A 14,177-nucleotide genomic window follows, 5' to 3' on the forward strand; every position below is an offset into this window, starting at 1 on the left:
CGTGTTGTAGTATGCTACATTTGAGATATATTTGTAGGTAGTGTCTGCTAACCAATTGTGGATAGCTACAATTTCAATATTTATAACCTCTAGAAAATACATTACATGAAATTCATTGTATCTAGTTCCTATTTACTCAAGCAATTGCAAGTGCTTGGCGGTATTATTAATAATAACAATACACTACCTATTTTAGATAATTTCTTGTTCGATTTGGACGGGAATTCCTTAACTGTTTCTGCTTCAGATTTAGAAACGACTATTTCATCTAATTTAGAAGTAGAAAGTAGCGAAAAAGGAATTGTTTGTATTCCTGCGCGTTTGTTATTAGATACTTTGAAAACGTTTCCAGAACAACCACTAACGTTTACCATAGAAGATAACAGCACTGTAGAAATAAGTTCTAATCACGGTAAGTATGCCCTTGCTTATGCTTCTGGTGATGAATTTCCTAGCGCAGTTGAATTAAAAGATCCATCTGCAACGGTATTGCAAGGAGATATTTTGGCAACAGCCATTAGCAAAACGATTTTCGCATCTGGAAACGATGATCTTCGTCCGGTGATGAGTGGTGTGTTTTTCCAGTTTTCTACAGAAGGGTTGACTTTTGTAGCGACAGATGCACATAAATTAGTAAAGTATACCCGTAATGATGTGGCTGCTTCGCAAACCGCTGAGTTTATCATGCCTAAAAAACCTTTAAATCTTTTGAAGAGTATTTTGGCAGGTAGCGAAGACGAAGTAACGATTGAGTACAATGATAGCAACGCAAAATTTACGTTTGACCAAACGGTTTTAATTTGTCGTTTAATTGATGGAAAATATCCTAACTATGAAGCGGTAATCCCAAAAGAGAATCCGAATAAACTAAGCATCGATCGCAACCAGTTTTTAAACTCAGTACGTCGTGTGTCTATTTTCTCTAACAAAACAACGCATCAAATACGATTAAAAATCGCTGGTGCGGAGCTTAATATTTCAGCAGAAGATATTGATTACAGTAACAAAGCAGAAGAGCGTTTGACTTGTGATTACCAAGGAGACGACATGCAAATTGGTTTTAACTCTCGTTTTTTAACTGAAATGTTAAACAACCTTACTAGTGATGATGTATCACTAGAAATGAGTTTACCAAATCGCGCAGGGATTTTAACTCCCGTAGATGGATTAGACGAAGGCGAATTGGTAACCATGCTTGTGATGCCTGTGATGTTAAATAGCTAGGATCCCGAAGCTTCGGGAGAAATCGAAACTGAAGTCGAAGTCGAAATCGAAACTGTATTCCCTCTTTGAAGAGCGATTTCTCAGTTAGTGGTAAAAATCTAAGCAAAAACTTTTCCCCTCCCGAAGCATCGGGACTAAAGGATGGTTTTTTATTAATTTAGTGAATATTCACACCCTTTTGCACCTCCGCTAAAGCTCCTGCGACACGCGGAAGGGCGGGGAAAATAAAAATTCATGACGATAAATTTGTTATTACAGCATTATAGTAATTCCCCCTTTGAAGGTGGTTAGGGGGTTGTTTTAAAAATTAGATAGATATTTAGAGCATGGAGCATGGAATTTATACAAATTGGTATTGACCTCCTACACTCATAAACTACATTAGGTATTAGGCTGTAGGCTGTAGGCTGTAGGCTGTAGGCTGTAGGCTGTAGGCTGTAGGCTGTAGGCTGTAGGCTGTAGGCTGTAGGCAAAAATAAAAAATTGTGTAGTTACCAAACTCTTTAAAACTTTGTTCCTTTGTTCCTTTGTTCCTCTGCCCCTCTGGAACTTTAGATTTTTTGATTTTGGAAAACAGTAGTATCCTTTTAAACTCATAAACACCTAAACTCATAAACTCATAAACTCATAAACTACGTTATGTATTAGGCGAAAAAAAACCTCCCAAGATTCAATTGAATCTTGGGAGGTTTTTTTAAGATGTATTCTATTCGTCTTATTTAATAAACCGTATCGTTAAAAACTCTATTGGTGGCTCTTCGTTATTTGCTTTGATTGCATTGACAATAGGTAGTATAAAGCTTGCGATCCCGATTAAAATTAAAAGCAAAATTCCAAAACCTAATAAAAGTATGAGTGGTATACTGATAATACTCAACAAAATAATGCTTAATTGAAAATTCACAATTTGCTTTCCGTGTACATCCATTCCTTCCACTTTATCGCGCTGTGTCGCCCATAAAATTAGAGGCACTACTAAACCACCAAAACCTGTTACAAAGGTTAATAATTGACATAGGTGGGTTACGACCAATAAATTGGTGTCTTTTCTTTTGTGTGTTGCGTTTAAAAATTCCATGAGGTTAGGCTAGAGATTTAATAATAAGTGTTGTAAGCACATATGCTACAATGGCTACTCCAATAAAAATGAGCAAACTCTTTAGTACTGGGTTGTTATGTTCTGGCTTTTGTGTCATACTGCAAATCTACCCTATTAGTAGCAATCTACATAAAAATGTTACAAAGACAATACTCTACTTTCATATTTTAATATAGCTATGTTTCCCAGACCCTAAAGGGATCATGGCTACATTAAAATACAAAATAGCTAACAATTTTATTTACTAGCCTCTTTTGGCAGAACCTTTCCTTTGATAGTAAGGACTTGCTTAGGCTGCTCTGCATTTGAGAAAACTGTGATTCTCTTTGAAAAACCACCTACTCGCTTCGTATCATAAGATACTGTGATTTTTGAAGTCTCTCCAGGCATCACAGGTTTGTTGGGCTTCTTTGCCACAGTACAGCCGCAACTTGTTTTAACATCAGTAATAATAACTGGTGCTGTACCCGTATTCATAAAACTAAAAGTTTTTTCACCTTTTGATGCATAGGCCACAGTTCCATAATCAATTGTAGCTTGTTCAAATTGGATGGTTCCAACTGCGCTTACAGATTCACCTTGACCTAGCATTGGAAAGGTAGAAAATAGCATAAAAGAGATACAAAGGATCCCTAAAAGTGTCGAACGAGTTGTTTTTAAATTCATAATGATTGTTTTTAAAGTGAGACACAAACATCACCCTAAAGAACAGAGTAGCATAGAAACAAAGGGTTGAATAAAGTACTAGTCCCTGTTTGATTTAAAAGAAAACTTAGCAGCACACTACGTTCCTAATGTGTATTTTTGCATCACATTTCCGTAGAAAGAAGAAAAACATATGACACATCAAGACACTATTGTTGCCTTAGCTACTCCTTCTGGAGCTGGCGCCATTGCTGTAATACGCCTATCTGGTCAAGAAGCTATTAACATTGCTTCACAAATTTTTCATTCGGTTTCTGGTAAGGTGTTGTCAGCTCAAAAAACACATACGGTGCATTTAGGACACATTAAAGACGGAAGTCGTGTAATTGATGAAGTATTGGCTACTCTTTTTAAAAACCCAAATAGCTATACGGGTGAGGATGTAGTTGAATTTTCATGTCATGGAAGTGCTTTTATTCAGCAAGAAATTATTCAATTGTGCCTAAGAACTGGCGCAAGAATGGCTACAGCGGGAGAGTTTACCCTTCGTGCTTTCTTGCAGGGTAAAATGGATTTAAGTCAGGCAGAAGCAGTTGCAGATCTTATTGCTAGTGATAGTGAAGCGAGTCATCAATTAGCCATACAACAAATGCGTGGTGGGTTTTCTTCTGAAATTTCCAAACTCAGAGCTGAGTTACTCAATTTTGCATCGCTCATAGAACTCGAATTAGACTTTGCCGAAGAAGATGTTGAATTTGCCAATCGTGAAGAGTTTCAAAAATTAATTACTAAAATCTCCCTGGTTTTGAAGCGTTTGATCGATTCGTTTGCAACGGGGAATGTTTTAAAAAATGGAATTCCTGTTGCCATTGTAGGAGAGCCTAATGTAGGTAAGTCTACCCTACTCAATGCCTTACTAAACGAAGAACGCGCCATTGTAAGTGACATTGCTGGAACCACAAGAGACACTATTGAAGATGAAATAAACATTGGCGGGATAGGTTTCCGTTTTATTGATACGGCGGGAATTCGCGAAACCACAGATACCATTGAGGGACTAGGCATTAAAAAAACCTTTGAAAAAATAGAACAAGCGCAGGTGGTTATTTATTTATTTGATGCGAGTTCGTTAGAGGGTTCGACCCCCTCTGTCCTGCGGACATCTCCCCCTGAAAGGGGAGAACATTCATCAATCTTAATAGAAATTCAAAAAATTAAGAATAAATATCCACAAAAACAGTTGATTGTAATTGCCAATAAGGTAGATCAACTAAACAATGAAGAGACTAAAAATCTTCAATCAGCAATCAACAATCTCCAATTACTTTCTGCTAAAACGGGTGAAGGTGTTGAAACGCTCAAGACTACCCTACTCGATTTTGTCAATACAGGAGCACTTAGAAACAACGAGACCATTGTAACCAACACACGTCATTACGATGCCCTATTAAAAGCACTTGAAGAAATAAACAAAGTACAAGAAGGCATTGATGCTGGCTTGAGTGGCGACCTCATGGCCATTGATATTCGACAAGCCCTGTATTATTTTGGAGAGATTACTGGAGAAATTACCAACGATGATTTATTGGGAAATATCTTCGCAAATTTCTGTATCGGAAAGTAAGTGATTCAAAAGTAAAATACCAACCCGTGTATTTTACTCATAATTATCTAATAAAATAAAATCATAGATATAAAATTATTTTATAAATCAGAAAACAAAATAATTTTCAATATTTTGATTATCAGAACCTTATGTGTCAACGCATATATTTCACTACTAGGCGTGACATCATCTTTATTAAATACACCTACATTTACTAAAAACATTGCTCATTTAAATCTAGATTATGAAAAAAACAAGGTTAACGATGATGCTTCTTGCATCGGTCTTTACTTTAACGGCCCAAACTATTGAAATGGAACTCTATCTATCCACACCAGACATCCAAGGATCTGATGGAGGAGATAGTCAATTTTTTGATATTGATAATGACGGCGATAACGATTTGATTATTGCTGGACGCAATGGTTCGACCTTAACAACACTCTACAGAAACGATGGCGAAGGAAACTTTACTGAGACCAATGCTGGCGTTTTTACCGGACTGTTTTTTACAGAAATAATCACAAATGATATAGATAATGATGGTGATATTGACATTTTTATGCTAGGGCAAACCCAGGGAGGATCAAATGCCTCTAGCATATATGTAAATGATGGAACTGGATCATTCACTTTAGCAACAAATTCGACTATTGAGCCTTTAAGAGGTGAAGGTGCCGAGTTTGGAGACATTGATAATGATGGTGATAGCGACTTAATTATTAGTGGATTTAATAACGCTTCAAACCAAATAACCAAAATATACACCAATAACGGTGAAGGTGTATTTACATCTATTAATGCTCCAATATTCGATGGATTAGCGGGCAGATTTAGGTTCATAGATTTTGATAATGATGAAGACAATGATCTTATTTTTACTGGAGAAGACACAAACGCTAATGCAAAACTTAATCTTTATGAAAATGATGGTTTAGGAAATTTTAGCTTGGTTACAAATACTGGATTAGGTATTTTTAGCGGAGGCGATATTGCAGTTGGCGATACCGATAATGACGGTGATTTTGATGTGCTACTCTGTGGTGTAAACGCTGACATAGATGAAATTGATACGCAATTATATATTAATAATGGATCTGGGAATTTTGAATTACTAAATAATACCCTATTTAATGATGCAGCATTTGGAGAAGCTTCTTTTAATGATTTTGACAACGATGGAGACTTAGATGCTTTTGTTATTGGTACTGGAAATGGAGGGCTATCGGGTCCTAATGGAGAAAATACCATTTTGGGTAGTATCTATCAAAATGAAGGAAATAATAACTTTATTCTAGCTCAAGAAATAATAGGAGCTTATTTATCGCATCACGCTGTAGGAGATATTGATGGAGATACTACCTTAGATCTTGTCTTAGGAGGTACAACTACTGGAAACCCAGTTAGAGGTACTTTTATGTACAAAAATATTACCGAAATAGAATTAGGTATTGGAGATACTACAAGCGAGGAGTTTGTTTTATATCCAAACCCAGCTCAAAATGTGTTAAACATTACAACAAAAAATAATGAAAAAATGGTAGTGAATATCTATTCTTCGCTTGGAAAACTAGTTCAAACTTCTATAGTACAAGGAAATAGCACACAACTAGAAGTATCACTGGCTAATGGAACGTACCTAGTACATCTTAAAACAAATGACAGCTATCAAGTTAAAAAGTTACTTATAAAAAAGTAGAAAAACCTTACTACTTCAAACAAAAAGGCCATTAGCTACTAGTAGCTAATGGCCTTTTTGTTTTTGCATATATTGCTTCACCTCTACCATATATGGATTGAGACATATCAAATAAAGAATGTTTATGTACAGTTGTACAAGAAATGTTTATTTTTAGATTTTTCCAACAAATTGAAATTTTTATAAAATCACTACGCCCCACCATTTAACTAGTTATCGTTCTAAAATGAACATTCGCGCTAAAATCAATATTTTCTTACTTATATGTTTTTCTTTTGTTCTAAACATAGAAGCGCAAAACAAAAAAATAGACAGTTTAAAAAATGTCTTACAACAGCATTCTAAACAAGATACAACACGTGTCAATTTATTAAATAGAATCGCTCTACTATATGAAGATTTTGACACAAGCGAGTCTTATAGTAATGCACAAGAAGCAAACGAATTAGCAAAAAAAATTGGATACACGAAAGGTCAAGCAGCAAGTCTTTCTAGAATTAGTAAGGTTCATTTTATAAAATCTGAAATGAATGAAGCAGAGAACTCAATTCGTGCGTCTATTGATTTATATGAAAATATAAAGGATCACAAAGGGATAGGATCATCTAAATTATACTTGGCAGAAATACTCTATAGAAATAATGATATAGAAACTTCTTTGGAGCTCTGTGAACAAGTAATAAAAAATAGTGTTAGAGTCGGAGATAAATCGCTTGAATCTAGAGCATTAAATAATTTTGGTATGTATCATTATAAACAAGGAAATTTTGATGCAGCAATTCAATATTTAAAAAAATCCAATACAATAAAGGAACAACAAGGCAAAAAGGACATAAGCTTCTTAAATAATATAGGAGTTATATGTCTTAATCAAGGTAGGTATAGAGAAGCGCTAGAATATTTTAATAAAGGCTTAAGCTATTATAAAATAAAAAACAATCCCAGAGGAATAGCTCAGGCATTATACAATATGAGTGCTGTATATTATGAACTGAATGACTATGAAAAAGCACTTGAATATATGGAAGAATCTCTTGTACTTTATTCAAATTTAAATAATAAAGTACAAATTGCTTCTTGTTTAATTAATATTGGTGCTGTTTACTCAGACTTAAAAGATTTCCCAAAAGCATTAGATTACATGACAAGGTCATTGCATATTAGTGAAGATATTAATAATACAGAAGAACTTTGTGCAGCACATTTTCAATTAGGAGAATTATCATCTTCGATGCAAAACCCGAAAAAAGCAATACAGCATTATCAAACTGGTCTTGAATTAAGTGTTTCTACAAATAACAAGTTATATAAATGTCATATGCACTTAGGGTTGGCAAAAGCATTTCTTTCAACAAAAAGAAACTCAAAAGCTCTATACCATGCACAGGAAGGAAAAAAAATAGCAGATGAATTAAAACTTTTAAAACAACAAAAAATAGTATCAGAAACTCTTGCAACACTATACTTCGAAGAAGGTGACTACAAAAACGCTTTAGATGCTCATGAAGAATTTAAAAAATTTAACGACAGTATTTTTAATAGAAAAAATATTGAAAAAATAGCTCAACTTGAGTATGACTATAAATACAAACAAGAGCTCGATTCTGCAAAAATAAGAGAACTAAGACTTACAAAAACAGTAAAATTAACATCCCAGGATTTAGAAAAATCCCAACGTAATTATCTTTGGGCTATTATTGGTTTTCTTCTAGTATCCATACTCTTAGGAACAATTATTTTTTATCAAAAATTTAAAAACATCAAAGTATCTAACCAAAATATTGTGACTGAACAACGTTTATTGCGTTCACAAATGACACCTCATTTTATTTTTAATTCATTATCCGTTTTACAAGGAATGATATTAAACAAAGAAGATAAAAAATCGGTCTCGTACCTTTCAAAATTCTCAAAGTTACTGCGTATTATTTTAGAAAATTCTAGAGACAAAGTAGTCCCTTTATCTCAAGAAATAAAGGCCGTTGAAAACTATTTATCCTTACAAAATTTAGAAAATAACAGTTATAATTATAGTATACATGTTCAGGATAATATGGATACGAATGCCATAGAAATTCCGCCTATGCTTATTCAACCCTTTGCAGAAAATGCAATTGAACATGCCTTTGAAAATCAAAAGGAGAATAAACAAATAGATGTTTGTATACAGTTCGAAAATGAAAAATTAGTATGCACTATAACAGATAATGGCGTAGGAATTAATGCTAAAAATAAAAAAATCAAGAAGGACAAAAATTCATTAGCAACAACTATTACATCAGAACGTTTACAAATACTATCTAAAGACTTTAAAATGAAAGGTTCATTAACTATTGAAGATCGAAATCAAAACAATGAGTTAGGTACATTAGTGACACTTATAATACCATATAAATTAAATATAGCATCATGAGAAAATTTGATAGCACTTTAATTTTCTTAGGATTCTTTTTATTTTTTACTGTATCTGTGAAATCACAAAACAAAAAAATAGATAGTTTAAAAAATGTGTTACAGCACCATTCTGAACATGACTCCATACGTGTTAATTTATTAAATAAAGTAGCATCTGCATCTTACTCATTAGATCCAAAAAAAACAGCTAATTACCTTGAAGAATCAGCATCAATATCAAGAAATATAGGGTATACAAAAGGGCTAGCAAAAAATTTGTATATAAAAGGAGTTGTAGCTTCAAAATCGTCTAACTACAAAAAAGCGATTACTCATTATAAAGAAGCAATTGTAGAATTTCAAAAAATAGGTTCAGAAAAAGAAGTGTCAAACTGTTATGGAAAAATCGGACTCGCCTATTTTTATAATAGTGATTTTGAAAATGCTATAACAAATTACAAAAAATCTATAGCTATTGATGAAAGCATAGATGATTTCAGTACAACAGGAATGAGTTTAAAATACATAGGATTTTGCTATTCTGATATGGGTAACTATGAAAAAGCCAAAGAATTCTTCAACAAAGCCATTATAATAAACAAACAAAATAATAACGAAATAGAAATATCAAATTGCTATCTAAACATTGGTACTATTTTTAAAATCAAAGGAAATTACCCTTTAGCTCTAGAGTATTACAAAACTTCATTAGAGATTTCTGAGGAAATAAAAGACACGATTGGAATATCCAAAGTTCTAAATAATTTAGGAAATATTTATAGATTTTACGAGAGATATGATGAGGCAATTATAAATTATAATAGATCATTGACGATACAAAGGAAGATTGGAAGCAAAAGAAATGTTTCAATGGCGCTAAATAATTTAGGAAATATTTACAGAAAAAAGGAAGACTTTGAGGCAGCCCTAAAATATTATAAAGAAGCACTAATAATAAGTCAAGAAATTAATGATAACTATAATATAGCCAAATATTTTATGAATATAGGACAGGTGTATGAAAAACTAAACAACCATACTGAGGCTTTTAGCTATTATGATAAAGCCAAGGAAATTCATACAAAAATTAATCAACCATCTGGATTATACAACTATTATTTTGTGACAGCTTTTTTGTACAACAAACAGAAAAATTACACAAAAGCTTTAATCAACGCGCAAAAAGGTGAAGAAATAGCAAACAAACTAAACATTTTAGTACACCAAAGTGATATTAATCAATTACTTACAGAAATATATAAAAATAAGAAACAATTCAAAAAAGCCCTGGCCAGTCATAAAATATTAAAAAAAATAGATGATAGTTTGCTTAACAAAAAAAATATCGAGAAAATCACACAATTAGAATATGATTACAAATACAAGAAAGCACTAGATTCTGCTAAAATTAGGGAGCTAAAACTTACAAAAACTGTAAAATTAACATCTCATGATTTAGAGAAATCACAGCGTAATTATCTTTGGGCCATTATTGGTTTTCTTCTCGTATCCATAGTCCTTGGAGGTATTATATTTTATCAAAAATTTAAAAACATTAAGGTTACCAATCAAAATATTGTCACAGAACAACGTTTGTTGCGTTCTCAAATGACCCCTCATTTCATCTTTAATTCATTATCTGTATTACAAGGAATGATTTTAAATAAAGAAGACAAAAAGTCGATCTCTTATCTTTCAAAATTCTCAAAGTTACTGCGTATTATTTTAGAAAACTCAAGAGATAAAGTAGTTCCTTTAGCACAAGAAATAAAAGCAGTTGAAAACTATTTATCCCTACAAAATTTAGAAAATAATAGTTATAATTATAGTATAAATGTTCCAGATACCATCGATACAAACGCTATAGAAATACCACCTATGCTTATTCAACCCTTTGCAGAGAATGCTATTGAACATGCCTTTGAAAATCAAAAGGGCACTAAACAAATAGATGTAGTGGTACAATTCAAAAATGAAAATTTAGTGTGTACTATTACAGATAACGGTGTAGGGATTCATGCAAAGAAAAAAACAAACTCTAGAGACAAAAACTCTTTAGCAACAACTATTACATCAGAGCGATTAAAAATTCTTTCTAAAGACTTTAATATGAAGGGAGCTATTAGTATTGAAGATCGCAAAAAAGAAAATGAACAAGGTACAGTTGTGACTATTATAATTCCTTATAAACTAAACCTAGCTTCATGAAAACTATAAAAAATCCTTTTATTTTTTTAGTATTCGTTTTAATGTTTTTATTAATGTCAACCAGTTACGGACAACAAACAGCTATTGACAGCTTAAAGAATGAGTTGTCTTTACATACAATAAAAGATACCACAAGAGTTAATCTTTTGAATAAGCTTGCGTATACATACTACAAAGAAGATAATTCAAAAAGCAAAGCATATATTCAAGAATCACAAACTATAGCTGATTCTATAAACTTTACAAACGGAAAAGCACAAAGTTTATTAATTCTTGGAAAATTAGAAGAATCCCAACTAAATTTTGATCAAAGCTTACTATTTATGCAAAAGGCGCTTCAGCTATACAAAAAAAATAATAACAAATTAGGTGTCGCGCAAAGTAATGAATACAAAGGTATTTTACATTATAATCAAGGTGATTCGAAATCTGCAATAACTAATTATAAAGAAGCTAATAGACTCTATGAAAAGATTGGAAATAAAAGTAAAAAATGCGAAATATATAATTTACTTGGAAATGCGTATGCTAACCTAGGCAGTTATTCTGAAGCATTAAAATATTATAAAAATGCCGTTGATTTAGGTTATGACATTAATGATGAAGAAAAAACATCTGATTATCTTAATAATATTGGAAGTATATATGGTGAACAAGGAAACTATCCACTAGCCCTAAAATTTTTTAAAGAAGCTTTAGTAATAAAAGAAAAACTTAGAGACACAATAGGATTTCTTGCCGCCTATGGTAATGTAGGTGTCGTATATAAATTAACAGGGGATTTTGACAAGGCAATTATATATTATGAAAAAGCATTGAAAATTCAAGAGACATTTGATGATAAAGCAAATACCATTAGGTTATTAAATAATCTAGGATTAGCATATAAAAAAAAGAAAAACTACCCAACTGCTTTAAAATTCCTAAAGAAGGGGTTGAAAACTAGCGAAGAAATAAATAACAATCTATACGTAACTACTTCTTTAAACAATATTGGAGAAGTTTACTTACTCATGAATAATACAAAGCTTTCAAAAGTGTATTTTGAAAATGCTAAAAAAGAGAACATTGAATCTCAATTCAAATTAGGTTTATGTGTTTCTTACCTTGGATTGGCCAAAGTTTATTTAAAACAAAAACAATATCAAAGATCTTTAACTAATGCGCTTGAAAGCAAAAAAATTTCAAATACACTAGAAAATTTAAACTACCAAAAAGAAGCAAACCAAATTCTCTCAGTAGTCTATGAAGGCCTAGGTGATTATAAAAATGCTTTGTCTAGTCATCAAAAATTTAAAAATTTTAACGATAGTGTTTTTAATAAAAAAAATATTGAAAAATTAGCACAATTAGAATATGAATACAAATACAAGCAAGCCTTAGACTCTGCAAAAATTAGAGAACTTAAACTTACCAAAACGGTAAAAACAACGTCGCAAGATTTAGAAAACTCAAAGCGAAATTATCTTTGGGCAATTATTGGATTTTTATTGGTATCTATAGTCTTAGGAAGCATTATCTTTTCTCAAAAATTTAAAAACATTAAAGTAACTAACCAAAATATTAAGACCGAGCAACGTTTGTTACGATCTCAAATGACACCCCATTTTATATTTAACTCATTATCTGTTTTGCAAGGAATGATTTTAAATCAAGAAGATAAAAAATCGATCTCTTATCTTTCAAAATTCTCAAAGTTACTGCGTATTATTTTAGAAAACTCAAGAGATAAAGTGGTTCCTTTAGTACAAGAAATAAAAGCAGTTGAAAACTATTTATCCCTACAAAACCTAGAAAATAATAGTTATAATTACAGTATAAATATTCAAGATACCATCGATACGAATGCCATAGAAATACCACCTATGCTTATTCAACCCTTTGCAGAAAATGCTATTGAACATGCCTTTGAAAATCAAAAGGGCACTAAACAAATAGATGTAGTGGTACAATTCAAAAATGAAAATTTAGTGTGTACTATTACAGATAACGGTGTAGGGATTCATGCAAAGAAAAAAACAAACTCTAGAGACAAAAACTCTTTAGCAACAACTATTACATCAGAGCGTTTACAAATTCTATCAAAAGATTTTAAAATGAAAGGATCTTTAGTTATTGAAGATCGAAATCAAAACAATGAACAAGGTACTATAGTGACACTTGTGATTCCATACAAAATGAATACAGCATCATGAAGGCAATACTCGTAGAAGACAAAGAATATATTAGAAAAGGCTTACTAAACTTGCTACAGCTTATCAACTTTGAAGTTGAAGTTATAGGTGAATGTGAATCTGTTAAAGAAGCTGTCATTGTCACCAATGCATGCAAACCAGAACTCATTTTTCTTGATATAAATCTATTAGATGGTACTGCCTTCGATTTTTTGGATCAAACAGAACATTTAGAATTCAAAGTCATTTTCATAACAGCCTACGAAGAATTTGCTTTAAAAGCCCTTAAGTTTGGTGCTGTAGACTATTTATTAAAACCCGTAGATATTGAAGAACTTCAAATAGCACTTGAAAAAGTAAGTGCCTTGAATATTTCAGAACAAAAAAAGCAAATACAAACTGCAAAGCAAGTTTGGAATAAAAACGACAATAAACTTATTCTTTCCTTACAAGATAGTTTTCAAGTCATTGATCTTGATGAATTATTGTATTGCGAATCAGATAAAGGCTATACAACGTTTTACTGCTCTGATGGTAAAAAACATCTCGTTTCAAAGACACTAAAAGAATTTGAAGAACGACTTACTAGTGGAAATTGCGTGCGGCCGCACCAATCGTTTATTGTAAACCTAAAATACATAGACAGGTATGACAAATCGGGTGTTATTTACTTGAAAAACAATAAAAAAATCCCTGTTTCTTCCAGAAAGAAAGAATCTTTTTTATCGAAATTCCTACAATGGAATAAGGTGTAAGTTTATACTTTTAGTCAAAAACCACCGCTTTCACGTATACTTAGTCAAGTAATACAGATATTTATTCTACCACTACGGAAATAGATTCCCTATTTTTTCCTACATACTTCCTACATACTTTTATTTCAACAAAATATAACAGTATGGAAAACATTAAATCAAAAATAGGACAAGCAGGACTTGTACTTGGAGCCATGGGTATTATATCGATACTCCTCTCAATTTTTAATTACAACATTAGATTACTAGCATGGGTGGACCTTTGGGGAAGTACCATGGGATGGATTATACGTGCGCTACTCATTGTAGGCGGCGGAGCCCTGTATTTCTTTTTTGGAAACTACGAAGAAGAATAAATCAACAACTTTAAAAA

10 protein-coding genes are annotated in these 14,177 nt (G+C 32.1%); 8 read left to right on the forward strand and 2 right to left on the reverse strand.

The window, feature by feature from the left end:
• Positions 1-105: 105 nt before the first annotated feature.
• The gene (gene dnaN / locus ACY2RS_RS04385) at positions 106-1,224 is read left to right on the forward strand and encodes a DNA polymerase III subunit beta (protein WP_490097395.1); all 1,119 of its coding nucleotides are present in this window, start codon (positions 106-108) and stop codon (positions 1,222-1,224) included.
• A 715-nt stretch (positions 1,225-1,939) separates the two neighbouring features.
• Here dnaN and ACY2RS_RS04390 read toward each other — a convergent pair.
• Together ACY2RS_RS04390 and ACY2RS_RS04395 are read right to left on the reverse strand one after the other, a co-directional pair.
• Positions 1,940-2,302, reverse strand: coding sequence for a DUF4870 domain-containing protein (locus ACY2RS_RS04390; protein WP_490097396.1), 363 nt, complete (start codon positions 2,300-2,302; stop codon positions 1,940-1,942).
• Positions 2,303-2,560: 258 nt separating this feature from the next.
• Positions 2,561-2,989 carry a DUF1573 domain-containing protein gene (locus ACY2RS_RS04395; protein ID WP_490097397.1) on the reverse strand — a complete coding sequence of 143 codons (429 nt, stop codon included), beginning with the start codon at positions 2,987-2,989 and terminating at the stop codon, positions 2,561-2,563.
• Positions 2,990-3,161: 172 nt separating this feature from the next.
• On the opposite strand from ACY2RS_RS04395, the gene mnmE reads away from it, so the two are divergent.
• The 7 genes from mnmE to ACY2RS_RS04430 all read left to right on the forward strand — a co-directional run bounded on the left by mnmE (position 3,162) and on the right by ACY2RS_RS04430 (position 14,160).
• Complete coding sequence (gene mnmE, locus ACY2RS_RS04400) at positions 3,162-4,592, forward strand: tRNA uridine-5-carboxymethylaminomethyl(34) synthesis GTPase MnmE (protein ID WP_490097398.1); 1,431 nt, start codon at positions 3,162-3,164, stop codon at positions 4,590-4,592.
• Between the two features lie 226 nt (positions 4,593-4,818).
• Positions 4,819-6,273 (forward strand): T9SS type A sorting domain-containing protein, encoded by a 1,455-nt coding sequence (locus ACY2RS_RS04405; RefSeq protein WP_490097399.1) that lies wholly within the window; start codon positions 4,819-4,821, stop codon positions 6,271-6,273.
• A 226-nt stretch (positions 6,274-6,499) separates the two neighbouring features.
• Positions 6,500-8,686 (forward strand): tetratricopeptide repeat-containing sensor histidine kinase, encoded by a 2,187-nt coding sequence (locus tag ACY2RS_RS04410; protein ID WP_490097400.1) that lies wholly within the window; start codon positions 6,500-6,502, stop codon positions 8,684-8,686.
• Entirely contained in the window at positions 8,683-10,875 is a 2,193-nt protein-coding gene (locus ACY2RS_RS04415; protein ID WP_490097401.1) for a tetratricopeptide repeat protein, read from the forward strand. The genes ACY2RS_RS04410 and ACY2RS_RS04415 overlap by 4 nt, the downstream gene beginning before the upstream one ends.
• Positions 10,872-13,070: a tetratricopeptide repeat protein gene (locus ACY2RS_RS04420; RefSeq protein ID WP_490097402.1), complete on the forward strand. Its 2,199-nt coding sequence runs from the start codon at positions 10,872-10,874 to the stop codon at positions 13,068-13,070. The genes ACY2RS_RS04415 and ACY2RS_RS04420 overlap by 4 nt, the downstream gene beginning before the upstream one ends.
• The gene (locus ACY2RS_RS04425; protein ID WP_490097403.1) at positions 13,067-13,804 is read left to right on the forward strand and encodes a LytR/AlgR family response regulator transcription factor; all 738 of its coding nucleotides are present in this window, start codon (positions 13,067-13,069) and stop codon (positions 13,802-13,804) included. The genes ACY2RS_RS04420 and ACY2RS_RS04425 overlap by 4 nt, the downstream gene beginning before the upstream one ends.
• 143 nt (positions 13,805-13,947) lie before the next feature.
• Complete coding sequence (locus ACY2RS_RS04430) at positions 13,948-14,160, forward strand: hypothetical protein (protein ID WP_490097404.1); 213 nt, start codon at positions 13,948-13,950, stop codon at positions 14,158-14,160.
• The last annotated feature ends 17 nt before the right edge of the window (positions 14,161-14,177 follow it).

Source organism: Patiriisocius sp. 208BN25-11 (genome assembly GCF_058147145.1).

Coding starts and splice junctions, on each gene's coding strand:
- ACY2RS_RS04415 (WP_490097401.1), top strand. CDS start 8,683: ATGAGAAAATTTGATAGCACTTTAATTTTCTTAGGATTCTTTTTATTT.
- ACY2RS_RS04420 (WP_490097402.1), top strand. CDS start 10,872: ATGAAAACTATAAAAAATCCTTTTATTTTTTTAGTATTCGTTTTAATG.
- ACY2RS_RS04390 (WP_490097396.1), bottom strand. CDS start 2,302: ATGGAATTTTTAAACGCAACACACAAAAGAAAAGACACCAATTTATTG.
- dnaN (WP_490097395.1), top strand. CDS start 106: ATGAAATTCATTGTATCTAGTTCCTATTTACTCAAGCAATTGCAAGTG.
- ACY2RS_RS04425 (WP_490097403.1), top strand. CDS start 13,067: ATGAAGGCAATACTCGTAGAAGACAAAGAATATATTAGAAAAGGCTTA.
- ACY2RS_RS04410 (WP_490097400.1), top strand. CDS start 6,500: ATGAACATTCGCGCTAAAATCAATATTTTCTTACTTATATGTTTTTCT.
- ACY2RS_RS04405 (WP_490097399.1), top strand. CDS start 4,819: ATGAAAAAAACAAGGTTAACGATGATGCTTCTTGCATCGGTCTTTACT.
- ACY2RS_RS04430 (WP_490097404.1), top strand. CDS start 13,948: ATGGAAAACATTAAATCAAAAATAGGACAAGCAGGACTTGTACTTGGA.
- mnmE (WP_490097398.1), top strand. CDS start 3,162: ATGACACATCAAGACACTATTGTTGCCTTAGCTACTCCTTCTGGAGCT.
- ACY2RS_RS04395 (WP_490097397.1), bottom strand. CDS start 2,989: ATGAATTTAAAAACAACTCGTTCGACACTTTTAGGGATCCTTTGTATC.